This is a genomic window from Paraburkholderia acidiphila (assembly GCF_009789655.1).
In the GTDB taxonomy this organism is placed as follows: Bacteria; Pseudomonadota; Gammaproteobacteria; order Burkholderiales; family Burkholderiaceae; genus Paraburkholderia; species Paraburkholderia acidiphila.
Window position 1 is genome coordinate 825624 of the sequence record NZ_CP046909.1, and the last position, 25186, is coordinate 850809.

Sequence of the window (25186 nt, forward strand, 5' to 3'; positions counted from 1 at the left end):
GCACGGCGAGGGGGCCGCATGAGCGCGCGCCGTTTCGACGCTTTGGCGTGGTTGCCCGCCACGTTCGCGGTGCCGCCGGGGGAGGCGGGACGCAGCCCGGATGGTGAAGCGCGCGGTGAATCCGGCGACGCCGGTGCGCCGCCGCCGCGCCGCGGGCCGCGGCTCTGGAAGGCGCTGACGTGGGCGATCGTCGTGCCGGTGCTGCTGGTCGGGCTGGTCGCCGGTTTGCTCTATGGCGTGCTCACCACCGAGCGCGGCACGGCTTACGCGTGGCGCGCGGCCGTCAAGCTGCTCGACGGCAAGCTCGCGGGCACGCTCGAAGGCGGCACGCTCGCGAGCGGTGTGCGCTTTACCAATGTGAGCTGGCGCGGCACGGACGGCACCACGCTCAAGGTCGACCGCATTGGCGGTCAATGGGCACTGCAGGGCTTCGGCCAAAAGCCCTGGCGCTTCGTCGTCGACTATCTGCATGCTGGCGGCATCGAGATGCGCATCGTGCCGTCGCACGAACCTTCTTCGCCCATGAAGTTGCCTGAGAACCTGCAACTGCCGCTCGGCCTTGAGATCCGCGACTTGCAGGTGAACAAGCTCACGGTGCACGAAGGCACTTCGACCAACGAGTTCTCGCAGTTTCAGTTTCACGGACGCAGCGACGGCCGCCATCACGAGGCCGCCATCGAGCGTCTCGACACGCCCTTTGGCGCGGTAAGCGCCGAAGCGAAGCTCGATGGCGTGCGGCCGTTCGCGCTCACAGGCGACCTGGGCTACTCCGGCAAGGTGAACGGCGAAGACGTGCAGGTGCGTGCCAACCTCGCCGGCTCGCTCGAGGCGCTCACGGCCGACATCGAGGCGAGCGGCATGAAGCTCAACGGCCGCGCGCATGTGGAGGCAACGCCGTTCGCTTCTGTGCCGCTGCAACGCGCAACGCTCGCGTTCGATCACGTCAATCCGCAGGCGTTCGCGCCGGGCGCGCCGTTCGCCGACCTGGCGGTGCGTGCGCAACTGCAACCGGTGCCCGGTGGCGCGGCGGGCGTGCCGGCGGCGCTCGCAGCGGTGGCTTCGGGGGCATCGGCTGTGTCGGCGGTGACGCCGGCTTCCGTGCCGGCGATGGCATCGGTGCCGAAAGGCCGGGCGAAGCACCACGTCGCGCAGTCCGATGCGGCTGGCTTCACGGTGGCGGGAGCGGTCTCGATCGTCAACGCGAAGCCGGGCGCCATCGACGAAAAGCTGCTGCCGCTCATCGACGCCCACGCCGACGTCGTGCTCGACGCGAAGACGCAGCGCATCCCGAAGCTCGCCGTGCGTCTCGTGAAGAACGCGACGATCACCGGCGGCGGCACGATCACCGGGCGCGACGGACGCTTCGATCTGAAGGTCGCCGGGCTCGACCTCAATGCGATCGAATCGAGCGTGCGCGCCACGCAATTCGCGGGGCCGATCGGCGTGCGGCTGAACGGCGACGTGCAGAGCGTCACGCTCGATCTCGCGGATCCGAAGGCGGCGCTGCGCGTGCAGGGCAAGGTCACGCAGGACCCCGCGCGCCTGTCGCTCAACGACGTGCGGCTGACTTCGGGCGCGGGGCGCATCGACCTGTCGGGCGCGCTCAAGCACGACGCCAGTTCCACGTATCAACTCAAGGCGGTGCTGACCGATTTCGATCCGCTGTCGCTCACGTCGCAAATCCCGGCGCGTACGACCGCGAAGTCGCCCGCTCCGGCCGCACGGGCGCGCCCTACGCCCCCAGCCCAGCCCGCCGCCGACGCGCTCAACCCGCAACGCAATCTCGCGCTCAATCCGGCGCTGAATCCGTCGCTCAATCCCGCGCAGTCCGGCGAGCAGGCTGCCGAGCAAAAACGCGTGGAGATCGCGAAACAGACCGAGCCGAGTGGGGCGGCCCAACCCGAAGCGCGGCCCAGACCCGCCGCGCGTCCCGCTGGCAGGCCCATCGTGGCGCGCGTGAACGGCACGCTCAACGCGAGCGGCACGCTCGCGCCCACTTTCACGACGAGGGCCGAGTTCAAGCTCGGCCCGAGCGTCTACGACGACCTGCCGCTCACGGGCCAGGGCCTCATCCAGCTGGCGGGCTCGCGCATTCTGCCAAGCCGCGCGAACCTCTCGGTCGCTGGCAATACCGTCGATCTGCAAGGCAGCTTCGGCGCGCGTGGCGACCGCCTGCGCTTTCGTGTGGATGCGCCGCAGCTCGACCGGCTCGGCTTCGGCATAGCGGGCCAGCTCGCGGCGAACGGCGACGTGACCGGCACCTTCGCGCATCCCGACGTCTCGCTCGACTACAAGGCCGACCATGTAGTGTTCGGCGATAACCGCGTCGGCCATGCCGAGGGCCACGCCCTCGCGCGCGACGGCGCGAATGGCGCACTCGCCTTCAGCACCGACGCGAGCGGGATCGCCGTGGCGGGCGTCGATATCACGACGCTCACCGCGCGCCTCGACGGCACGCGCGCGAAGCACACACTCAGCGCGAGCGCGAAGGGCAAGGTGCAGGGCCAGCCGATCGACTTCGTGGTGGCGGCGAACGGCGGCCTGCAGGACACGCGTGAAGGCTCGCGCTGGAACGGCACGCTCACGCAGCTCGAGAACCGCGGCGTGCCGGGCGTGAAGCTGCAGTCGCCGCTGACGGTGAGCGCGGGCCCCGGCAAGGTGACGCTCGGCGCGACGCGTCTGGTGGGCGAGGGCGCGACGCTCGAGCTGAAAGGCTTCGACCTCGATCATGGCCGCATCCGCTCGGCAGGCACGCTCACCGGCGTATCGCTTGCGCGCATCATGCAGATCCGGCAGCAGTTCACGGGCGTGCCGTCCACGCTCAGGACCGACCTGATCTTCGACGGCGACTGGGACTTCTCGCTCGGCCAGACGGCCACGGGCTACGTGCAGATCAAGCGCCGCTCCGGCGACATCACGACCGAAGTCGGCCGTGGTTTTGCCTCGCTCGGCGTGGGCGACCTCAACGTGCGCGCCGCGTTCAGCGGCGGCAACCGCCTCGCGCTCACGGCGCATGCGCAGGCGAGCCGCGTAGGCACGTTCGACATCGACGCCTTCACGACGCTTGTGCCGCGCGACGGCATCCTCACTGTCGCGGACGAGGCGCCGGTTGGCGGCACCATCAAGGCGAACGTACCCTCGCTCAGGACCACGGGCGGCATGTTAGGCCCGACGTATCTGCTCGACGGCCATCTCGCGCTGCAGCTCGAGCTCGGCGGCACGGTTGCGAAGCCGAACCTCACGGGCTCGCTCGTTGGCGACGGGCTTTCCGCCACGGTGGTCGATCAGGGCGTGGAGTTGAAGGACGGCGTGATCCGCATCGCGCTTTCGCAGAACCTAGTCGACTTCCAGCAGGTGGAGTTCCACGGCGCGACGAGCGGCACGCTGCGCGCCACGGGCCGCGTGCGTCTGGACAACGCCGAACCCGATCTCACGGCGAGCATCGTCGCGGACAAGCTCGAACTGTTTGCTTCGCCCGACCGCAAGATGTCGCTCTCCGGCAGCGCGAGCATCGCCAACGGCGGCCACCTGGGCGGCATGCAGATCGACGGCAAGTTCAAGGTCGATCACGCGCTCTTCGACATGCCCACGTCGCCTGCGCCCTCGCTCGGCGACGACGTCGTGATCGTGCGCCCCGACGGCAGCACGAGCGGCGGCCGGCCGCCGATCGAGGAAACGGCTTCGACGAAGCCCGCACCGCGCTTTGCCCCGCGCGCGAATATCGACATCGATCTCGGCAACGACTTCCGCTTCCGCGGGCAGGGCGCGGATCTCGGCCTCGCCGGCACGATCTCCGTGAACAGCGCGCCGGACGTTCCCTTGCGCGCGGTCGGCAACGTGCGCGTGACCGAAGGCTCCTCGTACACGGCGTTCGGCACCAAGCTCAACATCGAGAACGGTTTCTTCACGTTCAACGGGCCAGTCGGCAATCCGGGCATCAACATTCTGGCCATGCGGCGCAACCAGCAGGTCGAGGCCGGCGTGCAGGTCACGGGCACGGTCCAGGCGCCGATGGTCAAGCTCGTTTCCGAGCCGAACGTGCCCGACAACGAAAAACTCTCGTGGTTGCTGTTCGGGCACGGCACCGACCAGGGCAACAACCTCGGCCAGCAGAACGCCATGACCACGGCGCTCGCGTTGCTCGGCAGCGCGCAGGGCAAGCGCATCGCGCAGAGTATCGGCCTCGACGAATTTTCGATCGGGCGCAGCGAGGTGGGGCTGACCGACCCGGAGGTCGTGATGATCGCGAAGGTGATCAATCAGCGGCTCGTGATCGGTTATGAACAGGGCCTGCAGTCGGCTTCGAACGCGGTGAAGGCCACGATCAACCTCTCGCGTTACTGGTCGCTGGTGGTGTATGGCGGGACGTTCAATGGTGCCGATATTCTTTATACGCGGCGTTTCGACCGGATCCGCTGGTAGCGAGATCATCAATCGACGGCAATAAAAAAAGCACACCTGAGAGGTGTGCTTTTTGTGCGTAGCGCAACGCTGTGGCGTTTGCGCTTGTGTCGCCTTAGCGCACGCGCATGCCCGGCTTGGCGCCGCTATGCGGTTCGAGAATGTACAGCCCCGGCTCGGCCTTCTCGTCGGCCGCGGAGGCCGCGAGCACCATCCCTTCGGACATGCCGAACTTCATCTTGCGCGGCGCGAGGTTCGCGACCATCACCGTGAGCTTGCCCTTGAGGTCTTCCGGCTTGTACGCGGAACGGATGCCAGAGAACACATTGCGCGTCTTTTCCTCGCCCACGTCGAGCGTGAGTTGCAGCAGCTTGTCCGACCCTTCGACGATGTTGCAGTCGACGATCAGCGCCACGCGCAGGTCGATCTTCGCGAAGTCGTCGATGGAGATGACTTCGGGCGCTTCATCGGCGGCTGGCTTCTTCGCTTCCTTCGAAGCCTTCGACTTCTTGTTGGCCTCCGCAGCCGCGGCGGCGGGCGCATCGGTTGCCTGCAGCGAATCGCGGTTGGCGGCGAGCAGCGCTTCGATCTGCTTCGGATCGACGCGCGTCATCAGGTGCTTGTACGCGTTGATCGCGTGTTGCGACGACAGCGACTTGCCTGCGTCGGCCCACGTGAGCGGCTCGATGGCGAGGAACTGCTCCACGCCTTGAGCGAGTTGCGGCAGCACCGGCTTGAGCGCGAGCGAAAGCAGGCGGAACGCTTCGAGGCTCACGCTGCAGCTCTCGTGCAGCGCCACCGCGTTGGCCGGGTCCTTGGCCTGTTCCCACGGCTTGGCCGTGTCGACATAGCCGTTCACGGCGTCGGCGAGTTCCATCGTCTGGCGCAGCGCGCGGCTGTATTCGCGTGCTTCGTAGTGCGCAGCGATTTGCGGAATTGCCGCGCGCAGCTGTTCGAGCAGCGGATGATTCATCGCGCTATCCTGCACGCGGCCTTCGAAGCGCTTGATCAGGAAGCCCGCCGCGCGGCTCGCGATATTGATGTACTTGCCGACGAGGTCGCTGTTCACGCGCGCCTGGAAGTCTTCGAGGTTCAGGTCGAGGTCTTCCATCGTGCTGTTGAGCTTCGCGGCGAAGTAGTAGCGCAGCCACTCGGGGTTCAGGCCCGTGGTCACATAGCTTTCCGCCGTGATGAAGGTGCCGCGCGACTTCGACATCTTCGCGCCGTCCACGGTCAGGAAGCCGTGCGCGAACACGTTGGTCGGCGTGCGGTGGCCCGAGAACTGCAGCATGGCCGGCCAGAACAGCGTATGGAAATACAGGATGTCCTTGCCGATGAAGTGGTACTGCTCCGTCTTCGAACCGGCCTTCACCCATGCCTCGAAGTCGATGCCGCGCTTCTCGCACAGATTCTTGAAGCTTGCGTAATACCCCACCGGCGCGTCGAGCCACACGTAGAAGTACTTGCCGGGCGCGCCCGGAATCTCGAAGCCGAAGTAGGGCGCGTCGCGCGAGATGTCCCAGTCGGCGAGCTTCGATTCGCCCGAGTCGCCAAGCCACTCGCGCATCTTGTTGGTCGCTTCCGGCTGAGCGAGGCCGCTCACCCAGCCGCGCAGGAAGTCTTCGCAGCGCGGGTCCGAGAGGCGGAAGAAGTAGTGCGTCGAGGTCTTGCGGATCGGCGTGGCGCCCGAGACCACCGAGTACGGATTCTTCAGGTCGGTCGGCGCATAGGTCGAGCCGCACACTTCGCAGCTGTCGCCGTATTGATCCTTCGCGCCGCATTTCGGGCACTCGCCCTTGATGAAGCGGTCCGGCAGGAACATGTTCTTGACCGGATCGTAGGCCTGCTCGATGTCGCGCGTTTCGATGAAACCCGCTTCCTTGAGCGCCAGATACACCGACTCGGAGAGCACGCGGTTCTCTTCGGAGTCCGTCGAGTAGTAATTGTCGAACGACACGCCGAAGCTGTCGAAGTCGCGCTTGTGCTCTTGCCACACGCGCGCGATCAGCTGCTGCGGCGTGAGGCCCTCCTTCTCCGCGCGCAGCATGACGGGCGTGCCGTGCGTGTCGTCGGCACCGACGTAGTAGACCTCGTGGCCATGCATTCGCAGCGCGCGAACCCAGATGTCCGTCTGGATGTACTCGACCAGGTGGCCGATGTGGATCTGACCGTTGGCGTACGGCAGAGCAGACGTAACGAGAATCTGGCGGCGGCCGCTTGGATTGGCATGCGCGCCGGCTGCTGCGAGGTCGGTGGCGGGTGCTGACATAAGTGAGGGGAAGTCCGATGTTGCGGGGGGAAAGGGCGATTTTAGCAGGGCGGACGCGGCATCGTTCGGCCAGCAGGTGTGCGCGTCTATGCGCGATGCTTCGCGCGAACGCGGGCCGCGCGAGCAACGGCTATGCTGCGATGCACAAAATGCGGCCAAAAAAAACCGGGGCAAGAATGGCCCCGGAGCAACAACGACAAGAGGAGAATGGTGACGCGGCGGCACTGCCGCACACGTACCGTAAAGACAGACAGCGCGATTTCCCGAGAGTTCGAAAATTTTTTGCGATTCTCTGCCAGCGCTTGGGAGCGGGTGCCCGGTGGCCGTCCAGCAAGGGTTTCGCGCGGCGCAAAATGCAAACGGGACGGCATGGCTGCCGTCCCGTCGATGTGTCGCTGTTTTTCCTGCAGCGTTGCCGGCACGACCGCTTCCGGCAACGGCGTCGGCCGGTTTAGCCGCCCTGGTGCTGTGCCGTTGCGCGCAGATAGATTTCCACGCGGCGGTTCGCGGCACGGCCGGCTTCCGTGTTGTTGTCGGCGATCGGCTGGGTGTCGCCGCGGCCTTCGGCCGACATGCGCTGCATCTGGATGCCGCGCGAGGCGAGGTAGTTCACCACGCTCTGCGCGCGGTTGGCCGACAGCGTCTGGTTGTACGCGGGCTGGCCGGTGCTATCCGTATGACCCACGACTTGCGCCACGACTTCCGGGTTCTGCTGGAGCGTTTGCGCGACCGAGTCGAGCACCGGTGCGAACGACGGCTTGATCGCGAAGCTGCTGGTGTCGAACGTCACGTTGCTCGGAATGTTGAGCTTGAGCGAACCGTCCGGCTGCTCGGTGATCTGCGTGCCCGTGCCCTTGGTGGAGCCCGAAAGCCGGTTCTTGATGTTCTGCCAGTTGTAACCGGTGACGCCGCCGACCAGCGCACCCGCGCCCGCGCCAATGGCCGCGCCCTTGCCACCGCCGAAGATCGCGCCGATGGCCGCGCCCGTGCCCGCGCCGACACCGGTGCCGACGGCCGTGTTGGTGCCCTGCTGCGTCGCGCAGCCGGCTACGAGCGCGCCGGCAATAGCGAAGACGGACAGGCGAGTCAGGATTTTTGTGTTCATTTGCTTTCCTTTCTTGAGTGGAACGGATGCTGCCCGCGGCGTTCGCGGCCCCGTATGCGAACAGGGTCTTCGAACGGCACGCGGCGGCAGCTACTACAATGACGCCTTGAGGTTCGCGCCGCCAGGCGAAAAGCCGCTGGAGAGCGGCTTCGAGAGCACCTGGCCGGCACACGAAATCGATGCTGCCGCGAAGCGTGCCCTTTCGGGCAAATTTGCGCAATGCAGCTTAACAATTTCTTTCGATTTCCGGCGCGTAGGCGATCAGTCCTCACTCGGACGGGCGAAAACGCAGACCGGGATTCTCCCCACGGAGTTTCAATGAGCATAGATCGGGCTTTGGTCGACGCCGCGCTCGCGGCCTTGACGGATCCGAACACGGGCCATCCCTACACGATCGCCAAGGGCGTGCGCAACATCACTATCGAAGGCGATACGGTGGGTGTCGAGATCGTGCTCGGCTATCCGGCGAAGAGCCAGTTCGAAGCCGTGCGCAAGCAGGTCGAGGCGGCGCTCGCCGCTGTGCCGGGCGTGAAGGCGAGCCGCGTCGCGGTCAGAAGCGAGATTACCGCGCATACAGTGCAACGCGGCGTGAAGCTGCTCCCCAATGTGAAGAACATTGTCGCCGTCGCCTCGGGCAAGGGCGGCGTGGGCAAGAGCACGACCGCCGTGAATCTCGCGCTGGCGCTCGCGGCCGAAGGCGCTTCGGTCGGCGTGCTCGATGCGGACATCTACGGCCCCTCGCTGCCGATGATGCTCGGCATCGAGGGCCGCCCCGAGTCGCCCGACGGCCAGTCGATGAATCCGCTCGAAGGCCACGGCGTGCAGGCCAACTCGATCGGCTTTCTCGTCGAGCAGGACAACCCCATGGTCTGGCGCGGCCCGATGGCGACTTCCGCGCTCGAGCAGCTGCTGCGTCAGACTAACTGGCGCGAACTCGACTACCTCGTGGTCGACATGCCGCCGGGCACCGGCGACATCCAGCTCACGCTCTCGCAGCGCGTGCCTGTCACGGGCGCCGTGATCGTCACGACGCCGCAGGACATCGCGCTGCTCGACGCGAAGAAGGGCCTCAAGATGTTCGAGAAGGTGGGCATCCCGATTCTCGGCATCGTCGAGAACATGGCCGTGCACATCTGCTCGAACTGCGGCCACGCCGAACATATCTTCGGCGCGGGCGGCGGCGAGCGCATGGCAAAGGAATACGGCGTGGAAGTGCTCGGCAGTTTGCCGCTCGACATCGCCATTCGCGAGCAGGCCGATTCGGGCAACCCGACCGTCGTGGCCGCGCCCGAGGGGCCGGTGGCGGAAATCTATCGGGCCATTGCGCGCCGCGTGGCGATTCAGATCGCCGAGCGTGCCCGCGACATGACCTCGAAGTTCCCGACCATCGTCGTGCAGAACACCTGAGCGCCGGTGCGGGCCGCGGCGCTTGTGCGGCGCCCCGCGCATGGGGACAGATAGGCGCGCGGCGCGCCGCGTGCGCGGTATCATGTGGGCTTCATCGGGTCCGGTACGGCGGCAGCAACGGGCTGCCGCCGCCCGGCAAGAGGATCGCATGGAAAAAGGACACGACAGGCAAGCGGGGAATGCGCACGTCGTCGGGATGATCGCCCTCGTCGTGCTCTGCGGCAGCGCGCTGCTTGCGGGCTGCACGAGCTTCATGGGGCAGCAGGACAAGCGCGCGAATGCGCAGCTGCTGCCCACCGTCGGCAACCAGGTGCGCGGCATGGTGTCGTTCGTCGAACACTCGGACGGCGTGCAGGTGAGCTACAACCTCGCGGGCCTGCCGCCCGATAGCGATCACGCCTTGCAGGTGCACGAGCGCGGCGACTGCAACGCCACCGACGCCTCGAGCGCCGGCGCCGTGTTCGCGCCCGCCGCCGAGCACCTGAAGCCCGGCGCGCGCGTGGAAGGCGACCTCGGCAACATCCATGCGGATTCGAATGGCGTGGCAACGGGCTTTATCGTCGCACCCGACGTCTCGCTCGACGGCGTGCGCTCCGTGCTGCAACGGGCGGTGATCGTGCATCGCGACGCCATCGACCCCTATGCTTACCCGCAGCGCGGCACGGGCCCGGCGCTCGCCTGCGGGCTGATCCGCGCCGAGTGAGTGTGGGGTTGAGCGCGGCCTGGCGGGGCATTTGCGCCCGCGTGAAACGCAGTTCCAGGCATGCCGATCCACATCGCGTAAAATAGGCGCCTTTCGCACGCGGCCAGTGCCCGGTGGGGCCGTCCGCCTGCTTTCCCGACCCGATTTTTCGTTAAGTAGCGAACATGGCAATCAAGTCCGACAAGTGGATCCGGCGCATGGCCGAAGAGCAGAAGATGATCGAGCCGTTCGTGCGCGATCAGGTCCGTATGTCGGAAGACGGCCGCAAGATCGTGAGCTACGGTACGTCGAGCTACGGCTACGACATTCGTTGCGCCGACGAATTCAAGATCTTCACGAACATCAACTCGACCATCGTCGATCCGAAGAACTTCGACGAAAAGTCGTTCGTGGACTTCAAGGGCGACGTCTGCATCATCCCGCCCAATTCGTTCGCGCTCGCGCGCACGGTCGAGTATTTCCGCATTCCGCGCAACGTCCTGACCGTGTGTCTGGGCAAGTCCACCTATGCGCGCTGCGGGATCATCGTGAACGTCACGCCGTTCGAGCCCGAGTGGGAAGGCTACGTGACGCTCGAATTCTCAAATACGACACCTTTGCCTGCGAAAATCTACGCGAACGAAGGGGTGGCTCAAGTGCTGTTCTTCGAAAGCGACGAGATCTGCGAGGTCTCCTACGCGGATCGCGGCGGCAAGTATCAAGGCCAGCACGGCGTCACCCTGCCGAAGACCTGACGCACACAACCACCGGACACAACGACATACGGGGACCGCTGCGCGTCATTTGCAGCGGTCGTTTCTTTTGGAGAATCGCCCATGAAGTTTCGTTTTCCCGTCGTCATCATCGACGAAGACTTTCGCTCCGAGAACATCTCGGGTTCCGGCATCCGGGCACTGGCCGAAGCCATTGAGAAAGAGGGCGCGGAAGTCCTCGGGCTGACGAGCTACGGCGACCTCACGTCGTTCGCGCAGCAATCGAGCCGCGCCGCGTGCTTCATTCTCTCGATCGACGACGACGAACTGCTGCCCTACGTGGAAGGTTCGGACGGCGAAGCGCCGGAGCACGCGCCCGCGATCGTCACGCTGCGCACGTTCATGGAAGCGGTGCGCAAGCGCAACGCCGACATCCCCATCTTCCTGTACGGCGAAACGCGTACCTCGCGCCATCTGCCCAACGACATCCTGCGTGAGCTGCACGGCTTCATTCACATGTTCGAGGACACGCCGGAGTTCGTCGCGCGCCACGTGATTCGCGAAGCGAAGGTGTATCTCGACGCGCTCTCGCCGCCGTTCTTCAAGGAACTCGTGAAGTACGCCGACGAAGGTTCGTACTCTTGGCACTGCCCGGGGCACTCGGGCGGCGTGGCGTTCCTGAAGAACCCGCTCGGCCAGATGTTCCACCAGTTCTTCGGCGAGAACATGCTGCGCGCCGACGTCTGCAACGCGGTCGAGGAACTCGGCCAGCTGCTCGATCACACCGGCCCGGTCGCGGCTTCGGAGCGCAACGCGGCGCGCATCTTCAGCGCCGACCACGTGTTCTTCGTGACCAACGGCACGTCCACGTCCAACAAGATCGTCTGGCACGCCACGGTCGCGCCGGGCGACATCGTGCTGGTGGACCGCAACTGCCACAAGTCGATCCTGCACGCGATCACGATGACGGGCGCGATTCCCGTGTTCCTCACGCCCACGCGCAACAACTTCGGCATCATCGGCCCGATTCCGCGCGACGAGTTCAAGCCGGAGAACATCCGCAAGAAGATCCTCGCGAATCCGTTCGCGCGCGAGGCGCTCGAGAAGAACCCGAACATCAAGCCGCGCATCCTCACGATCACGCAGAGCACCTATGACGGCGTGATCTACAACGTCGAGATGATCAAGGATCTGCTCGGCGACATGCTCGACACGCTGCACTTCGACGAAGCCTGGCTGCCGCACGCCGAATTCCACGAGTTCTACCAGGACATGCACGCGATCGGCGCGGGCCGTCCGCGCACCAAGGCGCTGGTGTTCGCGACGCACTCCACGCACAAGCTGCTCGCCGGCATCTCGCAGGCCTCGCAGATCGTCGTGCAGGATTCGGAAGACAGCGCGTTCGACCGCCACCGCTTCAACGAGGCGTATCTGATGCATACGTCCACGAGCCCGCAGTACGCGATCATCGCGTCGTGCGACGTGGCCGCCGCGATGATGGAAGCGCCGGGCGGCCCGGCGCTGGTGGAAGAGTCGATTGCCGAAGCGCTCGACTTCCGCCGCGCCATGCGCAAGGTCGACGCCGAATACGGCGACGACTGGTTCTTCCAGGTCTGGGGTCCGGACGAGCTGGCCGAGGAAGGCATCGGCTCGCGCGAGGACTGGATGCTGCGCCCGAACGACCACTGGCACGGTTTCGGCGCGCTCGCCGAAGGCTTCAACATGCTGGACCCGATCAAGGCGACCATTGTCACGCCGGGTCTGGACGTGGACGGCGAATTCGGCGACACGGGCATTCCGGCCGCGATCGTCACGAAGTACCTGGCCGAGCACGGCATCATCGTGGAGAAGACGGGTCTCTACTCGTTCTTCATCATGTTCACGATCGGCATTACGAAGGGCCGCTGGAACTCGATGGTCACCGAACTCCAGCAGTTCAAGGACGACTACGACAACAACCAGCCGCTGTGGCGCGTGCTGCCCGAGTTCGTCGCGCAGCATCCGATGTACGAGCGTGTGGGCCTGCGCGATCTGTGCCAGCAGATCCACAGCGTCTATCGCGCCAACGACATCGCGCGCCTCACGACCGAGATGTACCTCTCGAGCATGGAGCCCGCCATGAAGCCTTCGGACGCCTTTGCGAAGCTCGCGCACCGCGAGATCGACCGCGTGCCCGTGGACGAGCTCGAAGGCCGCGTCACGTCGATCCTGCTCACGCCGTATCCGCCGGGCATCCCGCTGCTGATTCCGGGCGAGCGCTTCAACAGGACGATCGTGAATTACCTGAAGTTCGCGCGCGAGTTCAACGAGCGCTTCCCGGGCTTCCACACCGACATCCACGGGCTCGTGGGCGAGACCATCAACGGTCGCATCGAGTATTTCGTGGATTGCGTGCGCGACTGAACGCGCGAAGGGAGGGCAATGTTGGGTGGTTCATCGACGCGGCTAGCGCGTTTCTTTGCTGCGACGGCGTCGGCGCTGTCGCTGGTATCGGTGGCCACGGCGCTGTTCGCCGTGGCGCCGGCGGCGCGCGCCGAGGTCGCGGCAGCCGATCCGATCGACACGGCCATGCGCACCTGCCTCGCGCGCGCGGACCGGTCGTCGACGGCCGGACAGATCCAGTGCATGGACGACGCGCGCAGCGCGTGGCGCACGGCCGCCGGCACCGCGCTCACGCAACTGCTCGCGAAGTTGCCGGCCGCGCAGCAAAAGCGCTGGCAGCTGAGCCAGCAGAAGTGGGTGGCCTGGCGCGACGCCGAGGACACCATGCTCGGCGCCGCGTTCGCGACCACGAACGGGAGCACCTACCAGCTCTACGAGGCGGACATGCGCCTGCAGCCAGTGCGTGAGCGCGCGCTTGCGCTGCGCAACCAGGCGGCCACGTACAACGGCGACACGCCGCAGGTGCGCGCCTGCAGCGCCGACGCGCGCTGCGAGCACGTGAGCTACGACCTCAATCGCTACTACCGTCAGCTCTATGCGCGCATGCCGAAGCGCACGCGGCCTACGCTGGCCCGCGCACAAAGCGATTGGCGCGCGTATCGCGACGCGACCACGCCGCTCATCGACGAACATGCGCGGCTCGATCTGCTAGGCGGGCGTCTCGCAACCTTGAAGCGTCTCGCCGAGACGGTGAACAACCACTGAGCCTGCGGCTTTTCAGTCGATGATGAATTGCTCCGGCGCACGCGCCGGCAGCGACGTGGGTTCGCCCATCAGGTCGTGCAACGCGACCTCGATGCCGGCCGACATCAGGTTGAGCGCGAGGTCGTTGTCCTCGGTGCCGAACGGGTCTTCGAGCTGCGAGGCGATCGCCTCGTGGGCCATGAACGCGTAGGCCACGAACACGGCGAAGATCGGCGTCAAACCGCCGATGCTGTCGACGAGGCCGAACGGCAGCAAGGCGCAGAAGAAGTACACGGTGCGATGAATCATCACCGTATAGGCGAACGGCAGCGGCGTGGAGACGATGCGCTCGCACCCGCCGATCACATCAGAAATGCCATTGAGATTGTGCTCGAACGCGAGCACCGCGTAGCCGTCGAGGCGCCCTTCGCGCGTCTCGCGCTGCACCCATTCCGAGGCGCACAGCAGGAGCGTGGCCGGCCGGTAGCGCGAGGCCATCACGCGTTCGAACAGGGCGCGCGGCAAGCGTGCTTCGAGATCGGCGCGCGGGTCGGTGTTGCGCAATTGATGGCGCAGCGCATGCGGCAGCGCCGCAAGCAGTCCGGCCAGTTCACGCGCTCGCTCGCGCGTTGCGGCCTCGTCGCCGTTGCGAGGCAGCGTGAGCGCCTCGCGCACCAGCGAACGCGTTTCGTTGAGCATTTGCCCCCAGAGCTTGCGGCCTTCCCAGTAGCGGTCGTAGCTCGCGCTGTTGCGAAAGCCGAGAAACACCGCAAGCGCGATACCGATCAACGAGAACGGCACCGTACTCAGGTTCACCGTGAGCTTGAGGATGTGATCGTGCGCGGCCACCGCGATGATCGACAGAATCAGCACGATGAAAAGGCGCGGTAGTAGCTGCGGCAACACGGAGCCGCGCCACGCGAGCAGCATGCGGAACCAGTGGAGGTGAGGGCGGACGATCATGGGGCAGGGAGCGGAAGCGAAGTTAAAACCTGACGCAGCAATACGCCAGTATGGCGCGGGATCGTAGGCTATGGCGCGCGACTGCCGGGCGCACACTTTCGACATTTTGCTGCGGGTACAGCGCGGCGTCATGCGCGTTGTCGTCCGCAGTGCCACGCTATTCGCCGCCCCAAAAACAAACCGGGCGCGCGACGTGGTCCGTCGCGCGCCCGGTCGGCGTATGAGCGCGGGTGTTTTCGACCCGCTACGCTGCGCTTACTTGAGTGCCGCGCGCGCCGCCGCGATGGCCGCACGCACCTGCTCCGGCGCGGTGCCGCCCGGATGGTTGCGCGCCGAGACCGAGCCTTCGAGCGTCAGCACTTCGAACACGTCTTCGGCCAGCAGCTGCGAGACGGCCGGCAGTTCGCGGCGCATTTCGTCGAGCGTGAGGTCGGCGAGATCGCAGTTGCGATCCACGCAGATGCGCACCGCGTGCGCCACCGCTTCGTGCGCGTCGCGGAACGGCAGGCCCTTCTTGACGAGGTAGTCGGCCAGATCCGTGGCCGTGGAGAAACCTTGCAGCGCGGCGGCGCGCATGGCTTGCTCCTTGACCGTGATGCCCGCAACCATCTCCGCGAAAATACGCAGCGTGTCCGCCACCGTATCGACGGTATCGAACAGCGGCTCCTTGTCTTCCTGGTTGTCCTTGTTGTACGCGAGCGGCTGACCCTTCATGAGCGTGAGGAGCGCCATGAGATGGCCGTTCACGCGGCCGGTCTTGCCGCGCGCGAGTTCCGGCACGTCCGGGTTCTTCTTCTGCGGCATGATCGACGAGCCCGTGCAGAAGCGGTCGGCCAGATCGATGAAGCCCACACGCGGGCTCATCCACAGCACCAGTTCCTCCGAGAAGCGCGAGACGTGCGTCATGACGAGCGCAGCGGCTGCCGTGAATTCGATCGCGAAGTCGCGGTCGGAAACAGCGTCGAGCGAGTTCGCGCAGATGCCGTCGAAGCCCAGCGTCTTCGCCACGGCGAAGCGGTCGATCGGGTAGCTCGTGCCCGCGAGCGCCGCCGCGCCGAGCGGCAGACGGTTCACGCGCTTGCGGCAGTCCACCATGCGTTCGGCGTCGCGCGTGAACATTTCCACGTAGGCGAGCAGGTGATGGCCGAACGTGACCGGCTGCGCCACCTGCAGGTGCGTGAAGCCGGGCATGATCGTGCCCGAGTGCTGTTCGGCCAGGTCGAGCAGCGCGCCGCGCAGGTCGCCGAGCAGGCCGCCGATGCGGTCGATCTCGCCGCGCAGCCACAGGCGGATGTCGGTCGCGACCTGGTCGTTGCGCGAGCGGCCCGTGTGCAGGCGCTTGCCGGCGTCGCCGATCAGGGCGGTCAGGCGCGCTTCGATATTCAGGTGCACGTCTTCGAGGTCGAGCAGCCACTCGAATTCGCCGCGCTCGATCTCGCCCTTGATCTTCGCCATGCCGCCCTGGATGGCGGCGAGGTCGTCGGCGGAGATGATCTTCTGCGCGGCCAGCATCGACGCGTGTGCGAGCGAGCCCTCGATGTCGACGAGCGCGAGACGCTTGTCGAAGAAGACCGACGACGTGTAGCGCTTGACCAGCTCCGACATGGGTTCGGAGAAGCGAGCCGACCAGGCTTCGCCTTTTTTGTGCAGTTGGGACGTCATGGTGATGGGGCGTGAACGAGCGTGAAAAAGCGGGCCGCGCGGCGCGTTACGTCTCGCACGGCATGAAAGACCTCAATTTTAACATGGGGGCTTGCCGGGCCGTCGCCAGGCCGCGCTCAGAGCCGCACCAGCACGACCAGCTTGAGATCCTCGCGGTGAGCGGGCTTGAAGGTGATCTGGTCGTAGGCGATGCGGCCGTGGCGCGGATGGTTGAACTCGCGCCGGCCGCCCTCGCGCTCGAACACATCCTGCGAGCCCCAGAAGCGCGCGAACTCGTCGCTTGCGGCGATCAGCGAGTCGATCAGGGCGCGCGTGGGCGCATCGTTCAGATGGCGGATCGAATCGGCGCGGAACTCGGCGGCGAGGCGTCGCGCGCGCGTTTCCCAGTCCACGATCAGCTCGCGCCCGAGCGGCTCGGTGAAGGTGAAGCGCAGCAGATTGCGGTCGTGCTCGCCGTCGAGCCAGCCCGTAAAGAGGTCCGCCGCGTGCGCGTTCCACGCGAGCGCGGTCCACTGGCGGTCGAGCACGTAGGCGGGGGCGTCCACGAGCTTTACCGTTTGCAAGAGCGTGGCGGGGGCGTCCGCAGCAGTGGCTGGGTCGGGCTCGGCGGGGTCGCGCTGCGCGGCCAGCTCGAACAGATAGGCACGCTCGGCGCGCGAGAGCCGCAGCGCCACGGCGATGCGCGCCAGCGCGTCCGCCGAAGCCGAAACGGGGCGCCCTTGCTCGATCCACGTGTACCAGGTCGGGCTCACGCCGCACAATTGCGCGACTTCTTCGCGGCGCAGGCCCGGCGTGCGGCGGCGCGGGCCCGGCGGCAGGCCGACCTCCGCGGGCGAAAGACGCTCGCGGTGGGCGCGGATGAATTCGCCCAGCGCGCGGGCGGGCGTGGCGTCGAGGGTTTTGGCGGAGCCGCTGGCGGCGGCGGGCGTGTCGAGGCTCATTGAGTGTGGGGCAGGTGGCGGCGATACCAGAATAATCGCTTAACTTGTACTGGTACAAAACGGCCTCTATTGTAGCGTCTGACGCGGCGACGGGCCGCCACGTCAGACCGCCCGGAGATGGCAGAACCCTATATGCGCAGCGCTCGACGCTTCGCGCCCTACATAAAGCACCGCATAAGAACCCGCAAAAAGGAGCATGCGATGAAGCATCACGATCAGGTCGCCGACGCATTCGGCTCGACCGCCGCCGCCTACCTCACGAGCCAGGTCCACGCGAGCGGCGCGGATCTGGAGAACCTCGCCGCGACCTTCGCGGCCACCTGCGGCAATGCGACGGTGCTGGACATGGGCTGCGGCGCGGGCCACGCGAGCTTTGCCGTGGCGCCGCACGTGCGCGAAGTCGTGGCCTACGACATCGCCCCGCCGATGCTCGCCACGGTTCAAGCCGCCGCGAAGGAACGCGGTTTGACGACGGTGCGCACGCAACAAGGCGCGGCGGAAACGCTGCCGTTCGCCGATGCGAGCTTCAACTGGGCCGTGAGCCGCATGAGCGCGCACCACTGGCGCGACGTGCCGCGCGCGCTGGCCGAGGTGCACCGCGTGCTCAAGCCGGGCGGGCGGCTGAAGTTCATCGATATCGCGGGCATCGACGATCCGCTGTACGACACGCATATTCAGGCGATCGAACTGTTGCGCGATGCTTCGCACATTCGCGACTATCGCGCCGACGAGTGGCTCGCGATGCTCGACGCCGCCGGCTTCGATGCGAAGGTGAGCGAGCGCTGGCGCATCGCACTCGACTTCGAGTCGTGGGTCACGCGCATGCGCACGCCGCCCGAGCGCGTGACGGCGATCCGCTCGATGTGGGAGCGCGCGCCGGATGAAGTGCGTCAATACTTCGATGTGCAGAGCGATTTCTCGTTCAAGCTCGATGCGTTGATGATCGAGGCGACGCGGCGGGATTGACCGCCGCCGCAGGTGAAAAGGCAATAAAAAAACGGCGTCGTGCCCGCGAAGGCCCGACGCCGTTTCCACATGAGCGCGGCGCGAACGCTTAGCCCGTGTTACGCAGCCCCGCCGCAATCCCGTTGATCGTCAGATGAATACCGCGCCGCACGCGCGGGCTCGGGTCGCCGGCGCGATAACGCTTGATCAGTTCCACCTGCAAGTGATTCAACGGATCGAGATACGGGAAGCGGTTCTTGATCGAACGCGCGAGCAGCGGGTTGTCGGCGAGCCGTCCGGTTGCGCCCGTGATCTCGCCGAGCACCTTCGTCGTGCGCTCCCATTCGGCCACGATGCGCTCGAACACGAGCTTGCGCAGCTTCTTGTCCGCCACGAGCTGCGCGTAGCGCGAGGCCACCGCGAGGTCGGTCTTCGCAAGCGTCATGTCCATGTTCGAGAGCAGGTTCGAGAAGAACGGCCAGGTCTTGTACATCTTCTTGAACATCGCAAGGCGCCGCGCGCGCTCGGCGTCGCTGCCCGCATCGTCGAGATATGACGCCACCGCGCTGCCGAAGCCGTACCAGCCCGTGAGCAGCAAGCGGCACTGGCCCCACGAGAAGCCCCATGGAATCGCGCGCAGGTCGTCGATCTTGCGGTTCTTCGGGTCCTGCAGCTTGCGCGAGGCCGGCCGGCTGCCGATATTCAGCTCCGCGATTTCCGTGATCGGTGTCGAGGCGAAGAAGTAGTCGGTGAAGCCGGGCGTCTCGTACACGAGCGAGCGGTACGCGGCCATCGCGGCGTCGGAGAGTTGCTGCATCGTCTCTTCGAATGCGGGCAGTTGATCCGGAGCGCTGTTCGCGCCGCCCATCGGCAGCAACGTTGCTTCGAGGGTCGCGGCGATCACCGTTTCGAGGTTGCGGCGGCCGATCTCCGGATTGCCGAACTTGCTCGCAATGACTTCGCCCTGTTCCGTGAGGCGGATCTGGCCTTCCACCGTGCCCGGCGGCTGCGAGAGGATCGCGTTGTAGGTCGGGCCGCCGCCGCGGCCCACCGTGCCGCCGCGGCCGTGGAACAGACGCAGCGTGATGCCGCGCTGCTTGTACAGCGCGACGAGCGCCAGCTCCGCGCGATACAGCTCCCAGTTCGACGTGAGGAAGCCGCCGTCCTTGTTGCTGTCCGAGTAGCCGAGCATGATTTCCTGCTCGTTGCCCTGGTGCTCGACAATGCCGTCGATGCCCGGCAGCGCGAGCAGGTCGCGCATGATGCCCGGCGCGTGGCGCAAGTCGGGAATCGTTTCGAACAGCGGGATCACCATCAGCGCGGCCTTCGCGGGGTCTTCCGCGTGGCCGAGGCGCCCGCTCACGAGGCCGGTTTCCTTCTGCAACAACAACACTTCGAGCAGGTCGGAAACCGTTTCGGTGTGCGAGATGATGTAGTTGCGCACCGCGCGCGCGCCGAACTTCTCGCGCGTCACGCGCGCCATTTCCAGCACGCCCAGCTCGCTTTTCACGAGGTCCGAATAGTCGAGATACGGCGAACGCAGCGTGCGCGGATCGGCGAGCTGCGCGAGCAGCACGATCTGCTTGTCCTCTTCGGAAAGCGCCGCGTAGTCGGCTTCGACGCCGGCACGCGCGAGCAGCTCCGTAATCACGGCTTCGTGGATGTCCGAGCTCTGGCGCAAATCGATCGAGGCGAGGTGGAAGCCGAACACGTCGACGGCGCGCATGAGCGGCGCGAGACGCGTGGTCGCGAGCGACGCGCCGTGATGCTCGGCGAGCGAATCCATCAGGATATGCAGGTCGCGCGAGAACTCATCGGCATCGGCATAGGGCTTCGCGCGCACGGGCGCGGCGTTGCGGCCCGCGCTGCGCACGGCCACCACGCCTTCGCCGAGGCGCACGCGCGCGCTGGCGGCGAGGCGCGTGTACACGCCGATCAGCGCGCGGCGATACGGCTCGTCCACACGGTGCGGCGACTGGTCGGGCGAGGCGTCGGCGAGCGCCTTCAGCTCGACGCTGGCGCCCGCAAGCAGATTCGACACCGAAAGCTCGGCGCCCAGGCGGTGCACTTCGTCGAGGTAATGCTGGAGGATCACCTGTGCCTGGCGCTCGCTCGCTTCTTCGAGCGTGGCGGCGGTGACGTTCGGGTTGCCGTCGCGGTCACCGCCAATCCAGCTGCCCATCTGGAAGAAAGCGGGCAGGCGCGCCGAGATGCCGTGCTCCTTCAACTGCGTTTCGATCTCGCCGTAGAGCGCGGGGATCTCGGTCAGGAAGGTCGTGTGGTAATACGAAAGCGCGTTCTCGATTTCGTCGCCGACGGTCAGGCGCGAGTCCCGCAGCATGCGCGTTTGCCAGAGCGACGTCACGCGTGCGCGCAGCAGCTGCTCATTGTGTTCGAGTTCGCGGTGCGTGAGCGGCTGGTCGCGCTCGGCGAGCAGGCGTGCGATGTCGTGCTGCGAGTCGAGCGTGCTCTTGCGCTGCACTTCGGTGGGGTGCGCGGTAAGCACGGGCACGATCAGCGCGTCGTTGAAGAACTGCTGCAGCACCGGCGTCGCGGCGGCGCCCGCAAGCGCCAGGCGTTCGAGCGAATGCGAGATGGTGCCCGCCTGCGGGGCCGAGCCCGCGAGGTCGTGAATGCGGCGGCGGCGGTTGCGGTGGCGGTCTTCGGCGATGTTCGCGAGATGCGAGAAATAGCTGAACGCGCGCACGACGCTCACGGTCTGCTCGGGCGAGAGCGCGCGTAGCTGCTTTTCCAGCGCGAGCGCGTCGGCGTTGTCGTCCTCGCGGCGAAAACGCACGGCGGTCTGACGAATGGTCTCCACCATGTCGAACACGGCGTCGCCTTCCTGCTCGCGCAGCACGTCGCCGAGTACGCGGCCGAGATACCGGATGTCTTCGAAGAGCGGCTGGTCCTTGTCGTCGCGCGCGCGGCCATTGCGCGAGGCGCCGGCGGCCGCCTTCGGGGCTTTCGGCGCCTGCGTGGCTTTTGTGGTCTTCGGCGTCTTCAGGGCCTTTGCTGCCTTGACGGCCTCGGCGGCCTCTTTGGTCTGGGTCGCCGGTTTGGTCGTGACGGATTTCGTGGTCTTCGTGGTCTTCGTCGTTTTCGCCGGTTTCGTGGACGGCGTGGCCGATGCGGCCTTCGAAGTTGCGTTCTGCGATGCGGTGTTGCGGCGCTCTGCGCGCGCCGAGCCGGAAGACTTCACGATGTTTTCCTTGAGGCTTGCCAGGATATGGGCAGGTTAGTCGGAGAACTGCCAACTGCATGGCCGCGGCGCGTGCCGGGGCGTGTACTGCGGGTGCAACCTGGAAAGGGTGGAAGGTGCCACCCTGCGTGAGCCGTGCGGATAGGCAGGGGCGGCGCGGGCCGCCAAAGGCGGTGCGCCGGGTTCAGGCGTTGCTGGAGAGTGCGCCGCTGCGAGGGAGAGCACAAGCCGAAGCGCCGCCACAGCCCCGCGGCGATGGCCGGGGCCACGCGGGCTGCGTCTGTGCCACACGTGCACCACGCGCGCGTGCCGGTCACGCGGCCTCGTCGGACCGCCGTGCACAGTGGCGTATCGCGAGTGGCCGGGCTCACCGCGCATTGCGTACCAAATTGCCTACGATGGGTACAGTAAGCGCCGCGTGCAACGCCCGAGTCTCTTCCTTGCCGCCGCCCGCGCCTTCTCACCCTGTCCCTGCGGGGAGGCGGTAAAAAGGGCGCGTGCTAACATTGCCTGTTATCCGATCCTGCTTTTCATCCCGTCATTCGATGTACTTGCCATGAACTCCGAGACGTTATCCGCGCCCATGCCCCGCACCCTGGTGATCGCTTCGCGGGAGAGCCGCCTCGCGATGTGGCAGGCAGAGCATGTGCAAGCTGCGCTGCACAAATTATATCCAGCCTGTGACGTGAAAATTGTTGGAATGACGACACGCGGCGATCAAATTCTCGACCGCACGCTTTCGAAGGTGGGCGGCAAGGGTCTTTTCGTGAAGGAACTGGAGCAGGCGCTGGCCGAAGGTCGCGCCGATCTCGCGGTGCACTCGCTCAAGGACGTGCCGATGGAGTTGCCCGAAGGCTTCACGCTCGCGGCCATCATGGAGCGCGAGGACCCGCGCGACGCGTTCGTCTCCAACGACTACGATTCGCTCGCCGCGTTGCCCGCGGGCAGCGTGGTGGGCACATCCAGCCTGCGCCGCGAGTCGATGATCCGTGCGCGCTATCCGCAGCTCGACGTGAAGCCGTTGCGCGGCAATCTCGACACGCGCCTCGCCAAGCTCGACCGCGGCGATTACGCGGCCATCATTCTCGCGGCCGCGGGCCTGAAGCGTCTTGGCCTCGGCGCGCGTATCCGCGCACTCCTCGCGCCCGAGGACAGCCTGCCGGCGGCGGGCCAGGGCGCGCTCGGCATCGAGATCCGCGCCGATCGCGCCGATATCGCCGCATGGCTCGCGCCGCTGCACGACGACGCCACCGCGAAGGCCGTCGAGGCCGAACGCATGGTTTCGCGCGCGCTGGGCGGCAGCTGCACGGTGCCGCTCGCCGCCTACGCGCAGTGGCACGACGGCAAGCTCACGCTGCGCGGCACGATCGCCACGCCCGACGCGAGCAGTGTGCTCGCCGCACAGGAGGCCACCGCGGCATCCACGCTCGACGATGCCGTCGCGCTCGGCCGCCGCGTCGCCGACGACCTCATCGCGCAAGGTGCGCTAGAGATCGTGCGTGCACTCGCGGATGCGGCCCAGGCCGCCGATGGCCCGAATACGGCGCCTCAAAAAGGTGCTGCCGCGAACAACCCAACCGGCACGGGCGAAGGCCCGGGCTCCCGATGATGGCCGGCCCCTGGCAACCGCGCGGCAACGCCGGCCAGCCCGACGAGTGGGGCGGTCCGGGCGACGCCTCCACGGGCGCGAAGCGCGCGTCGTCGACAAGCGGTCCTGATGGCAACGGTGCGCCGTTCACTGTCGTCATTACCCGGCCGGCCGGTCAGTCGGATGGGCTCGCCGGTCAACTCGCGCAGCACGGCCTGCGCACGCTCGACTTCCCGCTGATCTCCATTGCGCCCGTGACCGACGAAGCGCCGCTGCGCGGCGCGCTCGGCGCGCTCGAACGCTACGCGCTCGTCGTGTTCGTTTCGCCTAACGCCGTCGATCGCGCGTTCGCCTGCTATGCCTCCGTGTCCTCGATCTGGCCGCCCGCGCTGCCCGTGGCCGTGGTCGGCCCGGCGAGCGTGGCCGCGCTCGAGCGTCACGGCGTGGCCGAGCCCGAGCATCGCGTGGTAAGTCCTGCGGGCGTGGGGGAAGAAGAGCCCGCGCGCTTCGATTCGGAGTCGCTCTACGCGGCGCTCGAAAAGACCTTCGGCGCCAACGCCTTTGCGGGCAAGCGCGTGCTGATCGTGCGCGGCGACGGCGGCCGCGAGTGGCTCGCCGAGCGTCTGCGCGAAGCGGGCGCCGAGGTGGAGACCGTGGCGGCTTACCGCCGCATCGTGCCTGAGCCGCCCATCGCCGCGTGGACACAGGTGCATGCCCTCCTCGAAGGCGCGCCGCACGCGTGGCTCGTCACGAGCTCCGAGGGCGTGCGCAACCTCGACGAACTCGCGCGCGAGCACCTCACGGCGGGCGAGATCGTGGAACTGCGGCACGCGCCGCTCGTCGCGCCTCACCCGCGTATCGCCGAGACGGCGCGCTCAATGGGTTTTGATAGGATTACGGTGTCCGGCGCGGGCGACGAACGCATCGTCGAGACGCTGCTAGGCCTCGCTTCTTCCGTTGTTCAACCGGTTCAGAACACTCCGGCCCAGGCGCCGGTCAACCCACGCATGACAGATTCGAACAACTCAAGCAGCACAGCAAACCAGGGTGCCGTCGCCACGGGCGCAGCGGCTTCCGGCAGCGCAGCCGCGCGGCCCTCGTATGCGTCCTCGGGCGCGGGTTCTTCCGCGCCGCTGACGCCGCCGCCGGGCGCAGGCGGCACACGGCGCGGCGCGAGCATGGGACTGCTGTGGCTCGTCGTGGTGCTGGTCGCTGCGGGCTCGGGCGCAGGCGGCTATCTCCTCAATCGCAAGCTCGATGGCCTCGGCATGCAGGCCATCCAGCGCCAGCAGGCAGGCGAGCAGCAGATCGCCGCGCTGCGCGCACGCGCCGACGAGGCCGTCTCGGGCGCGCAGCAGCTCGACAAGCAGATTGCCCAGCTCGAAGGCAAGATCGCCGACGCGCAGACTTCGCAGCAGGCGCTTGCGCAGCAATACGCCGATCTTTCGAAGAGCCGCGACGACTGGACGCTCGCCGAAGTCGGCCAGATGCTCTCGAGCGCGAGCGAACAGCTCCAGCTTACCGGCAACACGCAGCTCGCGCTCTTCGCGCTGCAAAGCGCCGACACGCGCCTCGCCGCCTCGGACAACGCCCAGGCCATCGCCGTGCGCAAGGCCATCGCGCAGGACATCGACAAGCTCAAGGCCGCGCCGTCCACGGACCTCACAGGCCTCGCCATCAAGCTCGACACCGCGCTCGGCCAGATCGACTCGCTGCCGCTCTCGGGTGAAGCGATCGTCGCGCACACGAAGCCGGAAGCCGCGCAGCCCGCCGATATCGCACAGGTTGCGGCCGCGACCAACCAGCCGAAATGGAAAGTGTGGATCCACACGTTCGTCGACGGCGTAGGCAAGCAGATCGCGAGCCTCGTGCAGGTGCGCCGCATCGACAACGCGGACGCCATGCTCGTCTCGCCCGATCAAGGCTACTTCGTGCGCCAGAACCTGAAGCTGCGTTTGCTCTCCGCGCGCCTCTCGCTGCTCTCACGCAACCAGGACACGCTCAAGTCCGACCTCGCGGCCGCCGACGCCACGCTGGCGCGCTACTTCGACGGCGCCTCGAAAGACACGCAAACCGTGCGCGAACTGCTCAAGGAAGTGAACGACGGCTCGGCCGCCGTCGCGCTGCCCACGCTCGACACGAGCCTGAAGGCGATCCAGCAATACCGGAGCCGGGGGTAAGA

Annotated in this window: 15 protein-coding genes; 9 read left to right on the plus strand and 6 right to left on the minus strand. The window is 66.7% G+C overall.

The features are described from left to right. The first annotated feature begins 18 nt into the window (after positions 1 to 18). Positions 19 to 4422, plus strand: a complete 4404-nt coding sequence (locus FAZ97_RS03735; protein WP_158757249.1) for a translocation/assembly module TamB domain-containing protein — start codon at positions 19 to 21, stop codon at positions 4420 to 4422. 94 nt (positions 4423 to 4516) lie between these two features. On the opposite strand, the gene metG is transcribed toward FAZ97_RS03735, so the two are convergent. Continuing rightward, positions 4517 to 6670: a methionine--tRNA ligase gene (metG, locus tag FAZ97_RS03740; protein WP_158757250.1), complete on the minus strand. Its 2154-nt coding sequence runs from the start codon at positions 6668 to 6670 to the stop codon at positions 4517 to 4519. A gap of 451 nt (positions 6671 to 7121) precedes the next feature. Further along, entirely contained in the window at positions 7122 to 7775 is a 654-nt protein-coding gene (locus FAZ97_RS03745; RefSeq protein ID WP_158757251.1) for an OmpA family protein, read from the minus strand. Positions 7776 to 8093: 318 nt separating this feature from the next. On the opposite strand from FAZ97_RS03745, the gene apbC reads away from it, so the two are divergent. From apbC to FAZ97_RS03770, 5 genes are all read left to right on the plus strand, one after another. Then, complete coding sequence (gene apbC / locus FAZ97_RS03750) at positions 8094 to 9182, plus strand: iron-sulfur cluster carrier protein ApbC (protein ID WP_158757252.1); 1089 nt, start codon at positions 8094 to 8096, stop codon at positions 9180 to 9182. Positions 9183 to 9330: 148 nt separating this feature from the next. Further along, entirely contained in the window at positions 9331 to 9885 is a 555-nt protein-coding gene (locus tag FAZ97_RS03755; RefSeq protein WP_158757253.1) for a superoxide dismutase family protein, read from the plus strand. A gap of 164 nt (positions 9886 to 10049) precedes the next feature. After that, positions 10050 to 10619, plus strand: a complete 570-nt coding sequence (gene dcd, locus FAZ97_RS03760) for a dCTP deaminase (protein ID WP_028207739.1) — start codon at positions 10050 to 10052, stop codon at positions 10617 to 10619. 81 nt (positions 10620 to 10700) lie between these two features. Next, on the plus strand, positions 10701 to 12980 hold the full coding sequence (locus FAZ97_RS03765) for an arginine/lysine/ornithine decarboxylase (protein WP_158757254.1): 2280 nt from the start codon (positions 10701 to 10703) through the stop codon (positions 12978 to 12980). A gap of 18 nt (positions 12981 to 12998) precedes the next feature. Beyond that, positions 12999 to 13724, plus strand: coding sequence for a lysozyme inhibitor LprI family protein (locus FAZ97_RS03770; RefSeq protein ID WP_158757255.1), 726 nt, complete (start codon positions 12999 to 13001; stop codon positions 13722 to 13724). A 12-nt stretch (positions 13725 to 13736) separates the two neighbouring features. On the opposite strand, the gene FAZ97_RS03775 is transcribed toward FAZ97_RS03770, so the two are convergent. The 3 genes from FAZ97_RS03775 to FAZ97_RS03785 all read right to left on the minus strand — a co-directional run bounded on the left by FAZ97_RS03775 (position 13737) and on the right by FAZ97_RS03785 (position 17269). Next, positions 13737 to 14666, minus strand: coding sequence for a bestrophin family protein (locus tag FAZ97_RS03775; RefSeq protein WP_158757256.1), 930 nt, complete (start codon positions 14664 to 14666; stop codon positions 13737 to 13739). A gap of 255 nt (positions 14667 to 14921) precedes the next feature. After that, entirely contained in the window at positions 14922 to 16328 is a 1407-nt protein-coding gene (gene argH, locus FAZ97_RS03780; protein ID WP_158757257.1) for an argininosuccinate lyase, read from the minus strand. A 116-nt stretch (positions 16329 to 16444) separates the two neighbouring features. Then, positions 16445 to 17269, minus strand: a complete 825-nt coding sequence (locus FAZ97_RS03785) for a helix-turn-helix transcriptional regulator (protein WP_158757258.1) — start codon at positions 17267 to 17269, stop codon at positions 16445 to 16447. 201 nt (positions 17270 to 17470) lie between these two features. Between FAZ97_RS03785 and FAZ97_RS03790 the strand changes: the two genes are divergently transcribed. Beyond that, the gene (locus FAZ97_RS03790; RefSeq protein ID WP_158757259.1) at positions 17471 to 18235 is read left to right on the plus strand and encodes a class I SAM-dependent methyltransferase; all 765 of its coding nucleotides are present in this window, start codon (positions 17471 to 17473) and stop codon (positions 18233 to 18235) included. An 88-nt stretch (positions 18236 to 18323) separates the two neighbouring features. On the opposite strand, the gene ppc is transcribed toward FAZ97_RS03790, so the two are convergent. Next, on the minus strand, positions 18324 to 21416 hold the full coding sequence (ppc, locus tag FAZ97_RS03795) for a phosphoenolpyruvate carboxylase (RefSeq protein WP_158757260.1): 3093 nt from the start codon (positions 21414 to 21416) through the stop codon (positions 18324 to 18326). A gap of 556 nt (positions 21417 to 21972) precedes the next feature. On the opposite strand from ppc, the gene hemC reads away from it, so the two are divergent. Together hemC and hemDX are read left to right on the plus strand one after the other, a co-directional pair. Further along, the gene (hemC, locus tag FAZ97_RS03800) at positions 21973 to 23025 is read left to right on the plus strand and encodes a hydroxymethylbilane synthase (RefSeq protein ID WP_158757261.1); all 1053 of its coding nucleotides are present in this window, start codon (positions 21973 to 21975) and stop codon (positions 23023 to 23025) included. Then, positions 23022 to 25184 carry a fused uroporphyrinogen-III synthase HemD/membrane protein HemX gene (gene hemDX, locus FAZ97_RS03805; RefSeq protein ID WP_233271628.1) on the plus strand — a complete coding sequence of 721 codons (2163 nt, stop codon included), beginning with the start codon at positions 23022 to 23024 and terminating at the stop codon, positions 25182 to 25184. Before hemC ends, hemDX begins: the two co-directional genes overlap by 4 nt. The last annotated feature ends 2 nt before the right edge of the window (positions 25185 to 25186 follow it).